This window comes from Pseudomonas sp. 8_5_2, from assembly GCF_059295255.1.
Window position 1 is genome coordinate 5,739,130 of sequence record NZ_CM181238.1, and the last position, 17,155, is coordinate 5,756,284.

A 17,155-nucleotide genomic window follows, 5' to 3' on the forward strand; every position below is an offset into this window, starting at 1 on the left:
CTATCGTGGCACGATTGCCGGGTTAACGACCGAGAACAACCAGATCATGCCGCATACCATCGCGAAGAACCTGTCCCTGATCGCCGCCATCGACCTTGGCTCCAACAGTTTCCACATGGTCGTGGCCAAGGCCCACCATACCGAAATCCGCATTCTCGAGCGGCTCGGCGAGAAGGTTCAGCTGGCCGCCGGCATCGACGAAGAGCGCATGCTCAGCGAAGAAGCCATGGAACGAGGCCTGGACTGCCTCAAGCGCTTCTCCCAGCTGATCAACGGAATGCCGGCAGGCTCCGTGCGCATCGTCGGTACCAACGCCCTGCGCGAAGCGCGCAACCGCAACGAATTCATCCAGCGCGCCGAAGCCATCCTCGGCCACCCGGTGGAGGTCATCTCCGGCCGTGAAGAGGCGCGCCTGATCTACCTGGGTGTCTCGCACACCCTGGCCGACACCGCCGGCAAGCGCCTGGTGGCCGACATCGGTGGCGGCAGCACCGAGTTCATCATCGGCCAGCGCTTCGAGCCGCTGCTGCGCGAAAGCCTGCAGATGGGCTGTGTGAGTTTCACCCAGCGGTACTTCCGCGACGGCAAGATCACCCCGGCCCGCTACGCCCAGGCCTACACCGCCGCGCGCTTGGAACTGATGAGCATCGAGAACGCGCTGCACCGCCTGACCTGGGACGAGGCCATCGGCTCGTCCGGGACCATCCGCGCCATTGGTGCCGCCATCAAGGCCGGCGGGCTGGGCAATGGCGAGGTCAACGCCGAGGGCCTGGCCTGGGTCAAACGCAAGATGTTCAAGCTGGGCGAGGTCGACAAGATCGACTTCGATGGCGTCAAACCCGACCGCCGGACCATCTTCCCGGCCGGGATGGCGATTCTCGAAGCCATCTTCGATGCGCTGGAGCTACAGCGCATGGACCACTGTGACGGTGCCCTGCGCGAAGGCGTGCTGTTCGACCTGCTGGGCCGCCATCACCACGAAGATGTGCGCGAACGCACGCTCAACTCGCTGATGGAGCGCTACCACGTAGATCACGGCCAGGCCGCGCGGGTCGAGCGCAAGGCGCTGCATGCCTTCGACCAAGTGGCCGAAGCATGGGGACTGAAAGGCGGGAACTGGCGCGATCTGCTGGGCTGGGCGGCTAAAGTGCACGAAATAGGCCTGGACATCGCCCACTACCATTACCACAAGCACGGCGCCTACCTGATTGAGCACTCGGACCTGGCGGGCTTTTCCCGCGAGGACCAACAGATGATGGCCCTGCTGGTACGCGGCCATCGGCGCAATATCCCCAAGGACAAGTTCGCCGACCTGGGCGAGGAAGGCGTCAAGCTGTTGCGCCTGTGCGTGCTGCTGCGCTTCGCCATCCTGTTCCACCACATCCGTGGTACTCAGCAAATGCCGAAGGTCGAGCTCAACGCGGCCGATAACAGCCTCGTCGTGGTGTTCCCGGCTGGCTGGCTGGAGCAGAACCAGCTGACCCAGGCCGACTTCGCCAACGAGGCGGAGTGGCTGGCCCGGGTCGGCTTCGTCCTCAGCGTACGTTGAGGACCGGGTTGCTAAGGCGCTCCAGCAGGGTCGCCTGGGCACTGCGCGGGTTCTGGTTGCCGGTCGGGGTGCTGCGCACGTAGCGCCCGTCTGGCTGCAGGGTCCAGGCATGGGTGTTGTCGGTCAGGTAGCTTTCCAGCTCCTTCTTCACCCGCAGCAACAGCTTCTTGCCTTCTACCGGGAAGCAGGTCTCGACACGTTTGTCGAGGTTGCGCTCCATCCAGTCGGCACTGGACAGGTAAATCTGCTCTTCGCCGCCATTGAGGAAGTAGAACACCCGCGTGTGCTCCAGGAAGCGACCGATGATCGAGCGCACCTGGATGTTGTGCGAAACCCCCGGAATACCTGGGCGCAGGCAGCACATGCCACGCACCACCAGGTCGATCTTCACGCCCGACTGGCTAGCCTTGTACAGCGCCTTGATGACCTTGGCATCGGTCAGCGAGTTGAACTTGGCGATGATGTGCGCCGGCTTGCCTTCGAGGGCGAACTGGGTTTCCCGCGCGATCATGTCGAGCATGCCCTTCTTCAGGGTGAACGGCGCGTGCAGCAGCTTTTTCATGCGCAGGGTCTTGCCCATGCCGATCAGCTGGCTGAACAGCTTGCCAACGTCCTCGGTCAGGGCGTCGTCAGAGGTCAGCAGGCTGTAGTCGGTGTACAGGCGGGCGTTACCGGCGTGGTAGTTGCCGGTACCCAGATGCGCATAACGCACGATCTCGCCATGCTCGCGGCGCAAAATCAGCATCATCTTGGCGTGGGTCTTGAAGCCGACCACGCCATAGATCACTACCGCACCGGCCGCTTGCAAGCGGCTGGCCATCTGCAGGTTGGACTCTTCGTCGAAGCGCGCACGCAGCTCGATCACCGCAGTGACTTCCTTGCCGTTACGGGCCGCATCCACCAGCGCGTCGACGATTTCCGAGTTGGCCCCCGAGCGGTACAGCGTCTGGCGCACAGCCAGCACGTGTGGGTCCTTGGCGGCCTGGCGCAGCAGGTCGACCACCGGGGTGAAAGACTCGAACGGGTGCATCAGCAGGATGTCCTGCTTGCTGATCACGCTGAAGATGTTGTCGGCATTCACCAGCAGTTTGGGGATTGCCGGGGTGAACGGGGTGTATTGCAGCTCCGGGTGGCTGTCCAGGCCGGTGATGCTGAACAGACGGGTCAGGTTGACCGGGCCGTTGACCTGGTACAGCTCGCTTTCGCTGAGGCTGAACTGCTTGAGCAGGTAATCTGACAGGTGTTTCGGGCAGGTGTCGGCCACTTCCAGGCGCACGGCGTCGCCATAGCGGCGCGAGAACAGCTCACCGCGCAGGGCGCGGGCCAGGTCGTCGACTTCTTCGGAGTCCAGCGCCAGGTCGGCGTTACGGGTCAGGCGGAACTGGTAGCAGCCCTTCACCTTCATGCCCTGGAACAGGTCGTCGGCGTGCGCGTGGATCATCGACGACAGGAACACGTAGTTGGCACCTGGCCCGCCGACCTCTTCCGGCACACGGATAACCCGCGGCAGCAGGCGCGGCGCCGGGATGATCGCCAGGCCCGAGTCACGCCCGAAGGCGTCCACGCCCTCGAGCTCGACGATGAAGTTGAGGCTCTTGTTCACCAGCAACGGAAACGGGTGAGTCGGGTCGAGGCCGATCGGGGTGATGATCGGCGCGATTTCGTCGCGGAAATAGCGGCGCACCCAAGTCTTGAGCTTGGGTGTCCAGTAGCGGCGGCGGATGAAGCGAATCTGGTGCTTTTCCAGCTCCGGCAGCAGCACGTCGTTGAGGATCGCGTACTGGCGGTCGACTTCGAAGTGCACCAGCTCGCTGATGCGGGCCAATGCCTGGTGCGGCTGCAGGCCGTCGGCACCGGCCTGTTCACGGGCAAAATTGATCTGCTTCTTCAGGCCGGCGACGCGGATCTCGAAGAACTCGTCGAGGTTGCTGGAGAAGATCAGCAGGAACTTGAGGCGCTCGAGCAGCGGGTAATTCTCGTCCAGTGCCTGCTCCAGCACACGGATGTTGAACTGCAACTGCGAAAGCTCGCGATGAATGTACAGGCTGCTGTCGTCCAGGCCAGGCACGGCGATTGCCGGTGCAGGGGCGGGCGTGGGGGCGGCAGGCTCGGCCACCGGCTCTGCCACTGGCTCGGGCTCGGGCGCCGGCGGCAGGTCTGGCGGGGTCTGCAGCATCTCTTCGGGGAGCTCTTGAGCATCCTTGATCGCGACAGGGGTTAGCACTTCATTATTCATCTGGCGTTCCTGAGGACGTTAATGCCCTATCATCAATTGAGCGGCAAGATAAGCGACCATTATGACGCCTGCATTACACAGCAGGGCAAGCGATGACGCGTAGCATCTGGCATTGTCCGTGTAGGAAATGTTCACGTCGAGACACATTTGGACACTTTCACGAATGCGCGCGAAGGGGTAGGCTGCGCGTTCATTTCGCCAGCACCTCAGAAAATGCTTCAACAATTCCTGCAGGATTTCGGCTACTTCGCCCTTTTTCTAGGCACCTTCTTTGAAGGCGAGACCATCCTGGTGCTTGCGGGTTTCCTTGCGTTCCGCGGTTACATGGACATCAAGCTGGTGTGCCTGGTGGCGTTTCTGGGCAGCTACGCCGGTGACCAGTTGTGGTATTTCATGGGCCGTCGCCACGGGCGGCGGATTCTGGCGCGCAAACCGCGCTGGCAGGCAATGGGTGCCCGGGCGCTGGACCATATCCGCCGCCACCCCGACATCTGGGTGCTGAGTTTCCGCTTCGTCTATGGCCTGCGCACGGTCATGCCGGTGGCCATTGGCCTGTCGGGCTATCCGCCACGCCGCTACCTGCTGCTGAACGGGATTGGCGCGGCCATCTGGGCAATCGCCCTGGGCGCGGCTGCCTACCACTTCGGCGCCATCCTCGAAGGCCTGCTGGGCAACGTGAAGCGCTACGAGCTGTGGGTGCTTGGCGGCTTGTTGATGCTGGGCGTTTTGCTGTGGCTGCGCCGGCGCTTCCGCACCCTGCGCGCCGAGCGCAAGGCGGCGAGCGAAGCCCAGGCCCCAGAGGCTGAGCACGCTGTAAAGCACGAGCAGGACCCAGGCCAGCGGCGCGACCACCGCTAAGCCCAGTGCGCCGGTACGTTGCCGAACAGACCGCCTCAAAGAATGAACACCCCAGCGTAATTGCGATCCAAGTAAGCAGGATTTTGCGCAGGACTGTCCGCAGGCCCGGTTATGCCTATGGCGCCATCTGCCAAACTAGAGGACATTTAGCGCCTCGACACTGGAGCAATGAGCATGACAAAAAAAGTAGCGGTGATTCTTTCCGGCTGTGGCGTGTATGACGGCGCCGAAATCCACGAAAGCGTGATCACCCTGCTGCGCCTCGACCAGCGCGGTGCGCAGGTGCAGTGCTTCGCGCCGGACATCGCGCAGATGCATGTCATCAACCACCTGACCGGCGAAGAGATGCCCGATTCGCGCAATGTGCTGGTGGAATCGGCGCGGATTGCCCGCGGCGAGGTGAAGGACATTCGCGAGGCGAAGGCCGAAGACTTCGATGCGCTGATTGTACCGGGCGGTTTCGGGGCGGCGAAAAACCTCTCCAATTTTGCCGTGGAGGGCACCAACTGCAGCGTCAACCCGGACGTGCTGGCCCTGGCCGAAGCCTTCGCCGATGCCTGCAAGCCGGTTGGCCTGATCTGCATCTCGCCAGCGCTGGCGGCGAAGATCTACGGGCCGGGCGTGGTGTGCACCATCGGCAAGGATGCGGGCACTGCCGACGCGGTGGTCAAGATGGGCGGCACCCATGAAGAATGCGATGTGCATGACATTGTCGAAGACGTCCAGCGCAAGCTGGTGAGCACCCCGGCATACATGGAGGCCAAGTCGATCAGCGAGGCGGCGGGCGGGATCTACAAGCTGGTGGACCGGGTGCTGGAGCTGACCCACGAATAAGCCTGGTACGCCCGCTCTCATGGAACTGCACATAACTTACTGAGTTAGCAGGGACCCTGTGGGAGCGGGAGTGCCCGCGAACACCGGCGCAGCCGGTGCCATGCACCGCGTTGGATTCTTCGCGGGCGCGCCCGCTCCCAAAGGGTACGCGGAGCCCCCGGCATCAGTTCTCTGCGCGACAGCGCAGCCCAATGGGCTGGGTAATCTCCTACAGGGATCGCGTCACGGCTCAGATCTGGACAGGCGCGAAATGATCCGGTCCAGCGCATTGGCAAATGCCTGCTTGTCGCGCTCACCATAGGTCGCCTGCCCTCCCCCTACCTGGCCCTGCTCACGCAGGTCGGTGAACAGGTTGCGCGCCGCCAGGCGGTCGCCCATGTTGCGCTCATCGAACTCACGCCCACGCGGGTCCAGCACTGCCACGCCCTTTTTCACCAGGCGGTCAGCCAGCGGCACATCACTGCAAATCACCAGCTCGCCGGGCACGGCGTGCTCGACCAAGTAGTCGTCCGCTGCGTCCATACCGCTGGGTACAACAATCAGCCGCACAATCGCGAAGGCCGGCTTGGCCACGGCTTGGCCCGCCACCATCACCACCTCGAACTTGCGCTTGAGGGCGAACTTGACGATCAGATCCTTGGCCGCCTTGGGGCAAGCGTCGGCATCGATCCATACACGCATCGGAAACCTCTCCATCTGGGCAAGGCACCATCATGCCTCAAGCGCAGCAAAAGCTGGAGCATCGCCGCCAGGGCGTTGGGAAAATGGCGCCAATATTTCAATTGCCGCTTATCCGACCTCATCACTCAGGCTAAACTCGCCACTGCTCCACAAGCCTGCCCGAGTGCGCAATGAACCACCCTCACGAGATCCGCCCCGACCTGGACCAAGGCATCGACCGCAAGGTCCTGGCGACATTGCGCTCGCGCTTCCTGCAACTCAACCAGGGGCGGTTGCAGCGGGCAATGGAAGGCTTGTCTACCCGCCAGCAACAAGTGCTGACGCTGTTACCTCTGCTGTTTCATGTAAACCACCCGCTCTTGCCTGGCTACGTGTCCGGCAGCACCCCTGCGGGTGTATCGGGTTACCAGCCAAGCGCCGATCTGGTTGCAGAGGCCCAGCGCCTGGCGCGTTCGTTTACCTACAAGGCCCGCCATGGCAGCCCGCCATCCCCGATCCACGGGCTGTTTCTGATGGGCAGCCTGGGCTCGCTGGCCCAGGCCGAACAAAGCGACATGGACCTGTGGGTGTGCCATGCGCCCGGCATTCCAGGGCAACTGCTGGAAGAGCTGCGCCGCAAATGCCAGTTACTGGAGGCATGGGCGGCGAGCCTTGGCGCCGAGGCGCATTTCTTCCTGATCGATACGCAGGGGTTTGCCCAAGGTCAGCGTGATGGCCAGCTTGGCTCCGACGACTGCGGCACCACCCAGCACTACCTGCTGCTGGACGAGTTCTATCGCACCACCCTGTGGCTGGCCGGGCGCACACCGTTGTGGTGGCTGGTGCCGGTGTACCAGGAACACAACTATCACGCATACACCCAGACCCTGCTGTCCAAGCGCTTCATCCGCAGCCAGGACGCTCTGGACCTGGGCAACCTGGCGCACATTCCGCCCGGCGAATTCGTCGGTGCCGGGCTGTGGCAACTGTTCAAAGGGATCGACTCACCCTACAAGTCACTGCTCAAGTTGCTGCTGACCGAAGCCTACGCCAGTGAACACCCTGCGGTGCGTTGCCTGAGCCTGGACTACAAGCAGGCGGTATTTGCCAATCGGCTCGACCTCGATGAGCTGGACCCCTACGTGATGGTGTACCGACGCATCGAGCGCTACCTGCTGGCACGTGGCGAGCCCGCACGGCTGGAACTGGTGCGGCGCAGCCTGTACCTGAAGGTGAACAAGAAGCTCAGCGACCAAGGCCGCAGCAATGGTTGGCAACGCCGGCTGCTGCAGCGCCTGGCCGATGAGTGGGGCTGGGACGAGCGCCAGCTGGCCCTGCTGGACAGCCGCAGCCAATGGAAAGTGCAGCAGGTCGCCGTCGAACGCCGCGAACTGGTGGCCGAGTTGAACCACAGCTACCGCTTCCTCAGCCAGTTCGCCCGCAACCAGAACGCCAGCAGCCGCGCCGACCAGCGTGACCTCAATGTGCTGGGCCGGCGCCTGTACGCCGCGTTCGAACGCCGTGCCGGCAAGGTCGAAGTAATCAACCCCGGGATTGCCCCGGACCTCGCCGAAGGCACCCTGACCCTGGTCCAGCAGCCCAACCGCAAGGAGCCGGGCAGCCATCACTGGGAACTGTACAGCGGCAACCTGAGCACCCACGAGGTGCAACACTTCAGCCCGATAAAGCGCTGCCGCGAGCTGCTGGAGCTGCTGGCCTGGGCCCATCGCAACGGCGTGATCGACAGCAGCACGCGCCTGGCATTGCACCCCGGCGTCAGCGACCTCAGCGAGTTCGAGCTGTTCAGCCTGGTCGGCTGCCTGCAGCAGAGCATCCCCCTACCCCTGCCGACGGTGAGCGAAGTGCGCCTGCTGCAGCCCAGCGTCGCCGACGAGGTGTTGCTACTGGTCAACGTCGCCCTCGATCCGCTGCGCCACCACCGCGACCTGAACATCCTGATGACCACCGAGCGCACCGACTCGCTGAGCTACGCAGGCACGCGCGAAAACCTGGTATTGACCCTGGACCAGGTCACCCTGAACAGCTGGAACGAGGTGCTGGTGCAGCGTTATGAGGGCGCGCATGCGCTGGTACGCTGCCTGCGCGACTTCCTCAACAGCCCGATGCCGCACGGGCACCGGCCACGGGTGCGGGTCCGCTGCTTCTGCCCCAGCCGCGCCCACGCCATCGGCCAGCGCGTGGAGGAAATATTCGACACCGTGCAACTACTGCTGGCCCAAGGCCTCGACCACCGCTACCTGCTACAGGTGGCCCAGCACACCCATGTACTGGAACTGCTGCCCGGGCATGTCAGCCTGACGACTCTGGCCGAGCATGAGGCGCTGTTGACTCACCTGGGTGAGGAGCGCAGCGCTTATAGCCCTCTGTACCTGGATGCCCACGCCCTGCAGGACAACGATTTGCGCCAGGTGCTGGAGCAAGGCCGGCCATCCTGCATACAGGTGTTCTACCGCCTGCAGGATGGCTGGGCCGACGTGTATGTGCTGGATGAACACAATGCGCTGTGGCAGCAACGCCTGCCCCTGCACGACGAAGCCCACCTGCTGCTGCCGCTGCAGCGGTTTCTGCGCTCGGTGGTCATGCGCCGCGATGCCCGGCTGCCGCTGGACAACCTGCACTCGGCCGCGCTGGATATCCACTATGCGCAACTGCTGCCCTCCGGCCCTGGCAAGGCCCGCAGCATCGAACCGCGGCCGGCACCAGTCGAAGGCAGCGACCAGCCTTACTACGAGGTCCAGGCCATCATCCAGGCCGGCGTGGCGGGCGCTGCGCATGTCACGCTGTATTGCGACCAGCAGGAGTTTTCCGGGCTGGAGCATGGCGAGCAGTTGTATGCAGTGGTGGCCCGGCAGATCATCGGGCAGCGGCGTGGCGGGGCGCTGTACCGGTGCTATATCACCGACCTGGACTTGTCCGAGTTGCTGGACGACCGGTTGGGGGCGACGCAGGTTTACCTGAGCTACAAGCGGGTGCTGGAGCAGGCGTTGAATGAGGGGTTGGAGCAGGTTTTGGCGCAGGGATCCTGAAGCGCCGGGGGTGCTTTGCACCCCTTTCGCGACACAAGGCCGCTCCTACAGGGGTACGCGATCCCGTGCAGGAGCAGCCTTGTGCTGCGAATGGGCCGCAAAGCGGCCCCTCTGGCCCTTACAGGTCGAAATCGCCCGCCGCTTCCGGCTGGTATTCCACTTCCAGCAGCTTCAGCTTGAGGGTCTTGCCCCCCGGCGCCGGCCAGTCGATCTGCTCGCCCACCGAAAGCCCCAGCAAGGCGCAGCCGATCGGTGCCAGTACCGAGACATTGCCTTCCGGCCCGGCGTCCTTCGGATACACCAACGTCAGGTGGTAGTCCTTGCCGCTGGCTTCCTCACGGCAGTGCACACGGGAGTTCATGGTGACCACGCCCGCCGGTACTTCCTCGTGACCGACCACCTGTTCGGCGCGGTCCAGCTCGTCCTGCAGGGCGAGCACACCCGGCGTACTTTCGTCGAGGCTGTCGATCAGACGCTCCAGACGTTGTACGTCCAATCGGGTGAGGATTAGGGAAGGCTTGGTGCTCATGATCCAGTCAGACTCCTTTGAACAGGCAATTTTCAATGTGCAGATAAAGCAAAACCCCGCCCAAGGGCGGGGTTTGAAAAGGCTTTGGCGTCACCGACGCAGAACTCGACACTACCACAGCCGGGCAAATACTCAAGCCCTTGCGTTCAGTGTGCCTTGGCCTGGTCGCGCAGGGCCTGGGCCTCGCGACAGATCTGCCGGCGCCGCTGGTCGTCGGCCGAGCGCCATTCGCGGATATGCTCGACATGCCGGTGGCAGCCGGTGCACACCCGCTGCTCGTCCAGCCGGCAAACGCTGATGCACGGCGATGGCACGGCGGGGCTGACGTTGCTGTAAAGCGGCTTGGGTGGCCGGGTCTGGGTGCTGCTCATGTCAGATCTCGTCGAAGTCCAGCTTCTCGCCGGCCCGCTCCCAGACAATACGTTCGAGCATTTCGCCCAGCAGCTCGTCGGTCTTTTCGCAGGTCCATTTCTTGCTCTCTTCGTCGTAGTCGAAATGGAACCCACCCGACTTGTCCGCCAGCCACAGCTGACGCAGCGGCTCCTGACGGCTGAAGATCAGCGTGCTGCCATTGTCGAACTTGATGGTCAGGACGCCCGCGGAGTTCTCCATGTCCAGGTCCATGCCGCTCTCGTCGAACAGGTCTTCCAGGGCCTGTTGGGTCGCGTCGACCAGGTCGTGGAAACGCGCTTCACTCAAACTCATTGCAGAAACCTCGAAATTGGCTGCGTTACAGGCAAGCCGGGCAAGATACGGGCGCTTGCCGCCGAATGCAAAGATTAGCCATTGGAGGCGGCAAGAATAGCCCGCCCGGCGGACCGGCCCTTGCATAGGCAAGCCGCCGGTCGCTCGGTATACTCGGGCGCAATACTGCATTTTTCTAAGGATTTCACCCATGAAGCGCCTGATTTCCTCCCTCGCGGCGCTGGTCGCTGTTGCCTGCCTCGTTTCCGCCTGCGGCCAGAAGGGCCCGCTGTACCTGCCTGAAGACGGCAAGGACGGCAAGGACACCCGCAAGTCGCACCAGCACCAGCCAAAAGCCAAGCCGGCCCAGACCCAGGAGCAGCAGCCAGAGCTGCAGTCCGAGCCCGAGCAGTCGCCTGCGCAGTAAGGAAACCAGATGAACGCTTTCAACTACCGCGACGGTGAGCTGTTCGCGGAGGGCGTGGCCCTGTCGGCCATCGCCGAACGCCATGGCACCCCCACCTACGTGTATTCGCGCGCCCATATCGAGGCCCAGTACCGCAGCTATACCGACGCCTTGCAAGGCGCCGAGCACCTGGTGTGCTTCGCGGTCAAGGCCAACTCCAACCTCGGTGTGCTGAACGTGCTGGCCCGCCTGGGCGCAGGCTTTGACATCGTTTCCGGCGGTGAACTGGAGCGCGTCCTGGCGGCTGGCGGCCGCGCCGACCGAGTGGTGTTCTCAGGTGTCGGCAAAACCCGTGAAGACATGCGCCGCGCCCTGGAAGTAGGCGTGCACTGCTTCAACGTCGAGTCCACCGACGAGCTGGAGCGCCTGCAAGTGGTAGCCGCCGAAATGGGCAAGGTTGCCCCGGTGTCGCTGCGGGTCAACCCGGATGTCGACGCCGGCACCCACCCGTACATCTCCACCGGCCTTAAAGAAAACAAGTTCGGCATTGCCATCGCCGACGCCGAAGCCATCTACGTGCGCGCCGCGCAGCTGCCGAACCTGGAAGTGGTCGGTGTCGACTGCCATATCGGTTCGCAGCTGACCACCGTCGAGCCGTTCCTCGATGCCCTCGACCGCCTGCTGGACCTGGTCGACCGCCTCGCCGATTGCGGCATCCACCTGCGCCACCTGGACCTGGGCGGCGGTGTGGGTGTGCGTTATCGCGACGAACAACCGCCTCTGGTGGCCGACTACATCAAGGCCATCCGCGAGCGCGTCGGCGACCGCGAGCTGGCCCTGGTGTTCGAGCCGGGCCGCTACATCGTGGCCAACGCTGGCGTGCTGATCACCCGCGTGGAGTACCTCAAGCACACCGAACACAAGGACTTCGCCATTATCGATGCGGCGATGAACGACCTGATCCGTCCGGCCCTGTACCAGGCCTGGATGGGCGTCAGTGCGGTCAAGCCACGTACCGGCGAAGGCCGTGCCTACGACCTGGTCGGCCCGATCTGCGAAACGGGCGACTTCCTGGCCAAGGACCGTGTGCTGGACCTGGCCGAAGGTGACCTGCTGGCTGTACAGTCCGCAGGCGCCTATGGTTTTGTCATGAGCTCCAACTACAACACCCGCGGCCGTTGCGCTGAAATCCTCGTCGACGGTGACCAGGCTTTCGAAGTACGCCGCCGCGAGACCATCGCCGAACTGTACGCTGGCGAAAGCCTGCTGCCGGAGTAACCCCATGCTGCTGCGTTTTACCAAGATGCATGGGTTGGGCAACGACTTCATGGTCCTCGACCTGGTCAGCCAGCACGCGCACATCCAGCCCAAGCACGCCAAGCAATGGGGTGACCGCCACACCGGTATCGGTTTCGACCAGTTGCTGATCGTCGAGGCGCCGAACAATCCCGAAGTGGACTTCCGCTACCGCATCTTCAACGCCGACGGTTCCGAGGTCGAGCAATGCGGCAACGGTGCACGCTGCTTTGCCCGCTTCGTGCTGGACAAGCGGCTGACCGCGAAAAAGCGCATCCGCGTGGAAACCAAAAGCGGCGTCATCACCCTGGACGTGCAGAACGACGGCCAGGTGAGCGTCGACATGGGCCCGCCGCGCTTCATCCCTGCCGAAATCCCCTTCGTCGCCGATGAGCAGGCGCTGAACTACCCACTGGAAGTCGACGGGCAAGTGCATTCGATCGCCGCTGTGTCCATGGGTAACCCGCATGCCGTGCTGCGTGTCGACGACGTGCATACCGCCCCCGTGCACCAGTTGGGCCCAAAGATCGAAAACCACCCACGCTTCCCGCAGCGGGTGAATGCCGGCTTCCTCCAGGTTGTCGACCGCCACCGCGCCAACCTGCGCGTCTGGGAACGCGGTGCGGGTGAAACCCAGGCCTGCGGCACCGGCGCCTGCGCTGCCGCCGTGGCGGCAATCAGCCAGGGCTGGATGGACTCCCCGGTGTCCCTCGACCTGCCCGGTGGCCGCCTGCACATCGAATGGGCCGGCCCCGGCCAGCCCGTGCTGATGACCGGCCCGGCCGTACGCGTCTACGAAGGACAGGTTCGTCTCTAAGCGAGTAACCGCCATGACCGATCAGCCACAGGTTGTACCCCAGCAGTCCGCCGAGCTCGATGCCGAAGCGGTGATCGCCTACCTGCGCGCCCACCCCACTTTCTTCGCCGAGCATGACGAGCTGCTGCTTGAACAGCGTATTCCGCACCAGCGTGGCGACAGCGTGTCGCTGGTGGAACGCCAGCTGAAGCTGCTGCGCGACCGCAACATCGAAATGCGCCATCGCCTGTCGCAACTGATGGACGTGGCGCGCGACAACGACCGGCTGTTCGACAAGACCCGCCGGTTGATTCTCGACCTGCTCGATGCCGCCAGCCTTGAAGAAGTGGTGATGGCAGTCGAAGACAGCCTGCGCCAGGAGTTCCAGGTGCCCTTCGTCAGCCTGATCCTGTTCGGCGACAACGTCGCACCGGTCGGGCGCTGGGTCAGCAACGCCGAGGCGCAGCAGGCCATTGGTGCCCTGCTGGGCGGCGGCAAGACGGTAAGCGGCAACCTGCGCGAACACGAACTGACCTTCCTGTTTGGCGAAGAACAGCGCCGTGAAGTGGGCTCCAGCGCCGTGGCGACCCTTGAGTACCAAGGGCTGCACGGGGTACTGGCGATCGGCAGCCGCGACCCGCAACACTACAAGAGCAGCGTCGGCACGCTGTTCCTCGGCTATATCGCCGAAGTGCTCGGCCGCGTTGTACCACGTGTCACCCAGACCCTGCGCTCGGTACGCTGATGGAACGCCAGCTGGAGGCTTATTGCGCACACCTGCGCAACGAGCGCCAGGTGTCGGCGCACACCTTGCTGGGCTACCGGCGCGACCTGGACAAGGTCATCGCCTACTGCAACGAACACGGTATTGCCGGCTGGCAGGCGCTGCAGATCCAGCAGCTGCGCCAGCTGATCGCGCGCCTGCACCACCACGGCCAGTCGTCGCGCAGCCTGGCGCGGCTGCTGTCGGCAGTGCGCGGGCTGTACCGTTACCTCAACCGCGAAGGCCTGTGCCAGCACGACCCGGCCAGCGGCCTGAGCGCGCCCAAGGGTGAACGGCGGCTGCCCAAGGTGCTGGACACCGACCGGGCCTTGCAACTGCTCGATGGCGGCGTCGACGACGACTTCATCGCCCGCCGTGACCAGGCCATCCTCGAACTGTTCTACTCGTCGGGGCTGCGCCTGTCCGAGCTGACCAACCTCGACCTTGAACACCTCGACCTCGCCGGCGGCCTGGTGCAGGTATTGGGCAAGGGTGGCAAGGCACGCGTACTGCCGGTTGGCCGCAAGGCCCGCGAGGCGCTGCAGGCGTGGTATCGCCTGCGCGGTATCGGCAACCCTCGTGACGGTGCGGTGTTCATCACCCGTCAGGGCAACCGGCTGGGCCCCAGGGCCATCCAGCTGAGGGTAAAGGCGGCCGGCGAGCGTGAGCTGGGCCAGCACCTGCACCCGCACATGCTTCGCCATTCCTTCGCCAGCCATGTGCTGGAATCGTCCCAGGACCTGCGTGCGGTACAGGAGATGCTCGGCCACGCCGACATCAGCACCACGCAAATCTATACCCACCTGGACTTCCAGCACCTGGCGGCGGTGTACGACAGTGCCCACCCCCGGGCTAAACGCAGCAAAGGCACAGACTCATGAGCATCAAGCTGATCACCTTCGACCTCGACGATACGCTGTGGGACACCGCGCCGGTGATTGCCAGCGCAGAAGTCGTGCTGCGCGACTGGCTGGAAGCCAACGCCCCGATCCTTGGCGGCGTACCGGTGGAGCACCTGTTTGCCATTCGCGAGCGCCTGGTGCAGGCCGAGCCCGGCCTCAAGCACCGCATCAGCGCCCTGCGCCGGCGCGTGCTGTTGCACGCCCTGGAAGAAGTCGGCTACAGCAGCAAGCAGGCGCTGGAGCTGGCCAATGAAGGCTTCGAAGTGTTCCTGCATGCCCGCCACCAGGTGGAGATTTTCCCTGAAGTGCAGCCGGTGCTGGAGATTCTGCGCCATCACTACACCCTGGGCGTGGTCACCAACGGCAATGCCGATGTGAGCCGCCTGGGGCTGGCGGACTATTTCAGCTTTGCCCTGTGTGCCGAGGACCTTGGCATCGGCAAGCCAGACCCGGCGCCTTTCCTGGAAGCCCTGCGCCGCGGGGACGCGGACGCCAGCGCCGCCGTTCACATCGGCGACCACCCCGGCGATGACATTGCCGGCGCACAGCGCGCCGGGTTGCGGGCAGTGTGGTACAACCCACAAGGCAAGGCCTGGGCTGGTGAACAGGCACCGGATGCCGAGATCCAGCGTCTGTCGCAGCTGCCCGACGTCCTTTCGCGCTGGCGCTGACAGGGGCCGCTGCGCGGCCCATTCGCGGCTGAAGCCGCTCCCACAGGGATCGCGCAGAACCTTCAGCCAGTGCTGAGCCTGTGAGATCGGGTTCACCCGCGAAGAGGCTCGCACAGAAAACACAAAATCGAAAAGAACAAGACACTCGCAGCGACTGCGGTTTTTTGTCAGCTACGAGCAACCACGTGACGCCTTCGTTGGCGGCGTAGCAGCCACAATAGCGTCCCACCCTTGATCAGCTCTGAGAGGACAATTGCGCAGAACATCAGCCACCTGTTGTATTCAGGTACCAGACCGGCCCAGATCAACAGTACCGAAAGCGACGGCACAGCGAACAGCAGACGCCACGGTATTTGCGCGAGGCCCACGTAGACTCCCACCTTTCGACTGCCAAGAAAAAACACGGCACTGAAAATGATCGAGACCTGTAAAAACACATTCATCACCATCAACACCATGGTGAGCAAGCCTTGTTCGGCCAAAAACCCCAGCATCCTCTGCAGATCGGTAACTACAGGCAGATGCCCACGCCGAATACTGCCTGCGACATAGAGCAATACATAAAGGGCGTCCAGCCCGCCCCATAGCCTCAACACCCAGCGCTCTTTGTTTTGTGCTACGAACATCATTTCTTTTCTCGGTGCTCGTAGGTTTCAAAAGGAAGAACAGGTTGCCAGTGCCAAGATTTTCCACTGATCTGCCACTTATCCTCTCCCTCCAGATACCGTTGCGTGATGCCCCGTAGTTTGCCATAGCGATGAATGGCTGAGCGTGATGCTAAATGATCATCATGACTATCAAGAGGAACCCATTGCTGGGTCACGACCCGAAAGGTGTTGTCATAATCCTTGCTTTCCGAGCCGAAAAGGCGGCCCTCATCACCCAGCGAACCAAGACGGTTTTGCAAGATGGCGAACGTGTTCTTCAACCCGTCATAATCGATATCGATAGTACGCCACTTACCGGAGCCTTTTTCGTAATCAGGTTGCCTTTTCAGCTTATCTGAAACAGGAAAGCACTGTGTCGTGCCTAAGTGACCATCTAGTCTCATGGGTCTGAATGGATTGTTGGTCAAAAATAGCCAGCTGCCGTTTCTGATTTCTTCCAGTGCCACCTTGAGATCGTGCTCTGATAGCTCTCGCCCAGAAGTGATGCCACAGCTTCTCAGAAATTCCGCTTCACCGCACAGGTGCCTCCGCCCCATGAGGGCACGCTCCACTTCCCCCCTGGCAAAAAAAGGATCCTCCACTTTAGAAATGTCTTCCTTACGCAACTCACGACGGCGAACGAGTTTGTCCATAAATCCTCCAGGCTCGATCCGCGATGCTTGCCTAGGTCGGACAAAATGATCTAGCAGACGAATCTGCTTTTATCGTAGGAAATTTCGGCAGGTTTTCGACAGGCACAAAAAAGCCCGCAGCGACGGCGGGCTTTTTTGCGAGCAGCCACTCAGATAGGGCGGCTGCCGTATTTGTTGTCCGGCTTCTTGGGCGGGTCGGCGACCACGTTGGCCTCGACTTCCTGCACCTTGCCACCGCGGGAAAGGAATTCTTCCATCGCCTTGGCCAGTGCATCACGCTCTTTCTGCTTGGCTTCCATGCTCGGCATCTCGTCTACCGAGACGGCCGCCTTGGATTTGCCCTTGGCAGCGGGTGCCGGGCTGCTGTCGTCGTCGCCAGCATCTTCGGCGCCATCGTCAGCCGCCGCTTCGAGGCCTTCATCAGCCTCGTCGTCGTCGCCTACTTCGAGGTCATCATTTTCCAGATCGTCGTCGCTCATGTTCTACCTCATGACTTGCGAAAAGCAGGTTAGTTATAGACCAGTGCAGCCGTAGACCGGCAGCCACCAGTGAAAATTCAACTGGCCGTGGGTTAGGCCACTGCCCTTGGGTCGGCACCCGGGATGGGAGGCGGCACCCAGCAGG

General features: G+C 63.0%; 18 protein-coding genes. 10 read left to right on the forward strand and 8 right to left on the reverse strand.

Going from position 1 to position 17,155, the window contains the following annotated elements; genetic code table 11:
• The first annotated feature begins 46 nt into the window (after positions 1 to 46).
• Positions 47 to 1,549, forward strand: a complete 1,503-nt coding sequence (gene ppx, locus AC5O5R_RS26220) for an exopolyphosphatase (RefSeq protein ID WP_172219268.1) — start codon at positions 47 to 49, stop codon at positions 1,547 to 1,549.
• On the opposite strand, the gene ppk1 is transcribed toward ppx, so the two are convergent.
• A complete protein-coding gene (gene ppk1 / locus AC5O5R_RS26225; RefSeq protein WP_172219270.1) occupies positions 1,536 to 3,785 on the reverse strand; it encodes a polyphosphate kinase 1 in 2,250 nt (749 codons plus the stop codon). The genes ppx and ppk1 overlap by 14 nt on opposite strands.
• 213 nt (positions 3,786 to 3,998) lie before the next feature.
• Between ppk1 and AC5O5R_RS26230 the strand changes: the two genes are divergently transcribed.
• Together AC5O5R_RS26230 and elbB are read left to right on the forward strand one after the other, a co-directional pair.
• Positions 3,999 to 4,643, forward strand: coding sequence for a DedA family protein (locus AC5O5R_RS26230; protein ID WP_172219272.1), 645 nt, complete (start codon positions 3,999 to 4,001; stop codon positions 4,641 to 4,643).
• 174 nt (positions 4,644 to 4,817) lie between these two features.
• On the forward strand, positions 4,818 to 5,477 hold the full coding sequence (gene elbB, locus AC5O5R_RS26235; protein WP_494514851.1) for an isoprenoid biosynthesis glyoxalase ElbB: 660 nt from the start codon (positions 4,818 to 4,820) through the stop codon (positions 5,475 to 5,477).
• A 222-nt stretch (positions 5,478 to 5,699) separates the two neighbouring features.
• Here the strand turns inward: elbB and AC5O5R_RS26240 are convergent, their stop codons facing one another.
• Complete coding sequence (locus AC5O5R_RS26240; RefSeq protein ID WP_172219276.1) at positions 5,700 to 6,158, reverse strand: YaiI/YqxD family protein; 459 nt, start codon at positions 6,156 to 6,158, stop codon at positions 5,700 to 5,702.
• 170 nt (positions 6,159 to 6,328) lie between these two features.
• On the opposite strand from AC5O5R_RS26240, the gene AC5O5R_RS26245 reads away from it, so the two are divergent.
• Positions 6,329 to 9,184: a class I adenylate cyclase gene (locus AC5O5R_RS26245; protein ID WP_172219278.1), complete on the forward strand. Its 2,856-nt coding sequence runs from the start codon at positions 6,329 to 6,331 to the stop codon at positions 9,182 to 9,184.
• Positions 9,185 to 9,302: 118 nt separating this feature from the next.
• Here AC5O5R_RS26245 and rnk read toward each other — a convergent pair whose 3' ends face one another.
• From rnk to cyaY, 3 genes are all read right to left on the reverse strand, one after another.
• Positions 9,303 to 9,713, reverse strand: coding sequence for a nucleoside diphosphate kinase regulator (rnk, locus tag AC5O5R_RS26250; RefSeq protein ID WP_114171205.1), 411 nt, complete (start codon positions 9,711 to 9,713; stop codon positions 9,303 to 9,305).
• 146 nt (positions 9,714 to 9,859) lie between these two features.
• A complete protein-coding gene (locus tag AC5O5R_RS26255) occupies positions 9,860 to 10,084 on the reverse strand; it encodes a DUF1289 domain-containing protein (RefSeq protein ID WP_172286950.1) in 225 nt (74 codons plus the stop codon).
• Between the two features lies 1 nt (position 10,085).
• Positions 10,086 to 10,418, reverse strand: coding sequence for an iron donor protein CyaY (gene cyaY, locus AC5O5R_RS26260; RefSeq protein WP_172219280.1), 333 nt, complete (start codon positions 10,416 to 10,418; stop codon positions 10,086 to 10,088).
• A gap of 190 nt (positions 10,419 to 10,608) precedes the next feature.
• On the opposite strand from cyaY, the gene lptM reads away from it, so the two are divergent.
• Genes lptM through AC5O5R_RS26290 form a run of 6 tightly spaced genes read left to right on the forward strand, consistent with a single transcriptional unit; the run spans position 10,609 to position 15,231 of the window.
• A complete protein-coding gene (gene lptM / locus AC5O5R_RS26265; RefSeq protein WP_033702214.1) occupies positions 10,609 to 10,824 on the forward strand; it encodes an LPS translocon maturation chaperone LptM in 216 nt (71 codons plus the stop codon).
• A gap of 9 nt (positions 10,825 to 10,833) precedes the next feature.
• On the forward strand, positions 10,834 to 12,081 hold the full coding sequence (gene lysA, locus AC5O5R_RS26270) for a diaminopimelate decarboxylase (RefSeq protein ID WP_494514852.1): 1,248 nt from the start codon (positions 10,834 to 10,836) through the stop codon (positions 12,079 to 12,081).
• Between the two features lie 4 nt (positions 12,082 to 12,085).
• The gene (dapF, locus tag AC5O5R_RS26275; protein ID WP_172219286.1) at positions 12,086 to 12,916 is read left to right on the forward strand and encodes a diaminopimelate epimerase; all 831 of its coding nucleotides are present in this window, start codon (positions 12,086 to 12,088) and stop codon (positions 12,914 to 12,916) included.
• 13 nt (positions 12,917 to 12,929) lie between these two features.
• Positions 12,930 to 13,640 (forward strand): DUF484 family protein, encoded by a 711-nt coding sequence (locus AC5O5R_RS26280; RefSeq protein ID WP_172219288.1) that lies wholly within the window; start codon positions 12,930 to 12,932, stop codon positions 13,638 to 13,640.
• Complete coding sequence (gene xerC / locus AC5O5R_RS26285; protein WP_172219290.1) at positions 13,640 to 14,539, forward strand: tyrosine recombinase XerC; 900 nt, start codon at positions 13,640 to 13,642, stop codon at positions 14,537 to 14,539. The genes AC5O5R_RS26280 and xerC overlap by 1 nt, the downstream gene beginning before the upstream one ends.
• Complete coding sequence (locus tag AC5O5R_RS26290) at positions 14,536 to 15,231, forward strand: HAD family hydrolase (RefSeq protein WP_172286948.1); 696 nt, start codon at positions 14,536 to 14,538, stop codon at positions 15,229 to 15,231. Before xerC ends, AC5O5R_RS26290 begins: the two co-directional genes overlap by 4 nt.
• A gap of 167 nt (positions 15,232 to 15,398) precedes the next feature.
• Here the strand turns inward: AC5O5R_RS26290 and AC5O5R_RS26295 are convergent, their stop codons facing one another.
• The 3 genes from AC5O5R_RS26295 to sutA form a co-directional block, all read right to left on the reverse strand.
• A complete protein-coding gene (locus AC5O5R_RS26295) occupies positions 15,399 to 15,860 on the reverse strand; it encodes a hypothetical protein (protein ID WP_172286947.1) in 462 nt (153 codons plus the stop codon).
• Positions 15,857 to 16,531: a hypothetical protein gene (locus AC5O5R_RS26300; RefSeq protein ID WP_172286946.1), complete on the reverse strand. Its 675-nt coding sequence runs from the start codon at positions 16,529 to 16,531 to the stop codon at positions 15,857 to 15,859. The genes AC5O5R_RS26295 and AC5O5R_RS26300 overlap by 4 nt, the downstream gene beginning before the upstream one ends.
• A 149-nt stretch (positions 16,532 to 16,680) precedes the next feature.
• The gene (gene sutA, locus AC5O5R_RS26305) at positions 16,681 to 17,010 is read right to left on the reverse strand and encodes a dormancy-specific transcriptional regulator SutA (RefSeq protein ID WP_172286945.1); all 330 of its coding nucleotides are present in this window, start codon (positions 17,008 to 17,010) and stop codon (positions 16,681 to 16,683) included.
• Positions 17,011 to 17,155 lie beyond the last annotated feature (145 nt).

Bases quoted from the DNA above. Each gene is read 5' to 3' on its own strand.
- cyaY (WP_172219280.1), bottom strand. From the start codon at position 10,418: ATGAGTTTGAGTGAAGCGCGTTTCCACGACCTGGTCGACGCGACCCAA.
- dapF (WP_172219286.1), top strand. From the start codon at position 12,086: ATGCTGCTGCGTTTTACCAAGATGCATGGGTTGGGCAACGACTTCATG.
- xerC (WP_172219290.1), top strand. From the start codon at position 13,640: ATGGAACGCCAGCTGGAGGCTTATTGCGCACACCTGCGCAACGAGCGC.
- AC5O5R_RS26290 (WP_172286948.1), top strand. From the start codon at position 14,536: ATGAGCATCAAGCTGATCACCTTCGACCTCGACGATACGCTGTGGGAC.
- ppx (WP_172219268.1), top strand. From the start codon at position 47: ATGCCGCATACCATCGCGAAGAACCTGTCCCTGATCGCCGCCATCGAC.
- rnk (WP_114171205.1), bottom strand. From the start codon at position 9,713: ATGAGCACCAAGCCTTCCCTAATCCTCACCCGATTGGACGTACAACGT.
- AC5O5R_RS26245 (WP_172219278.1), top strand. From the start codon at position 6,329: ATGAACCACCCTCACGAGATCCGCCCCGACCTGGACCAAGGCATCGAC.
- AC5O5R_RS26240 (WP_172219276.1), bottom strand. From the start codon at position 6,158: ATGCGTGTATGGATCGATGCCGACGCTTGCCCCAAGGCGGCCAAGGAT.
- lysA (WP_494514852.1), top strand. From the start codon at position 10,834: ATGAACGCTTTCAACTACCGCGACGGTGAGCTGTTCGCGGAGGGCGTG.
- ppk1 (WP_172219270.1), bottom strand. From the start codon at position 3,785: ATGAATAATGAAGTGCTAACCCCTGTCGCGATCAAGGATGCTCAAGAG.
- AC5O5R_RS26300 (WP_172286946.1), bottom strand. From the start codon at position 16,531: ATGGACAAACTCGTTCGCCGTCGTGAGTTGCGTAAGGAAGACATTTCT.
- sutA (WP_172286945.1), bottom strand. From the start codon at position 17,010: ATGAGCGACGACGATCTGGAAAATGATGACCTCGAAGTAGGCGACGAC.
- AC5O5R_RS26255 (WP_172286950.1), bottom strand. From the start codon at position 10,084: ATGAGCAGCACCCAGACCCGGCCACCCAAGCCGCTTTACAGCAACGTC.
- lptM (WP_033702214.1), top strand. From the start codon at position 10,609: ATGAAGCGCCTGATTTCCTCCCTCGCGGCGCTGGTCGCTGTTGCCTGC.
- elbB (WP_494514851.1), top strand. From the start codon at position 4,818: ATGACAAAAAAAGTAGCGGTGATTCTTTCCGGCTGTGGCGTGTATGAC.
- AC5O5R_RS26230 (WP_172219272.1), top strand. From the start codon at position 3,999: ATGCTTCAACAATTCCTGCAGGATTTCGGCTACTTCGCCCTTTTTCTA.
- AC5O5R_RS26295 (WP_172286947.1), bottom strand. From the start codon at position 15,860: ATGATGTTCGTAGCACAAAACAAAGAGCGCTGGGTGTTGAGGCTATGG.
- AC5O5R_RS26280 (WP_172219288.1), top strand. From the start codon at position 12,930: ATGACCGATCAGCCACAGGTTGTACCCCAGCAGTCCGCCGAGCTCGAT.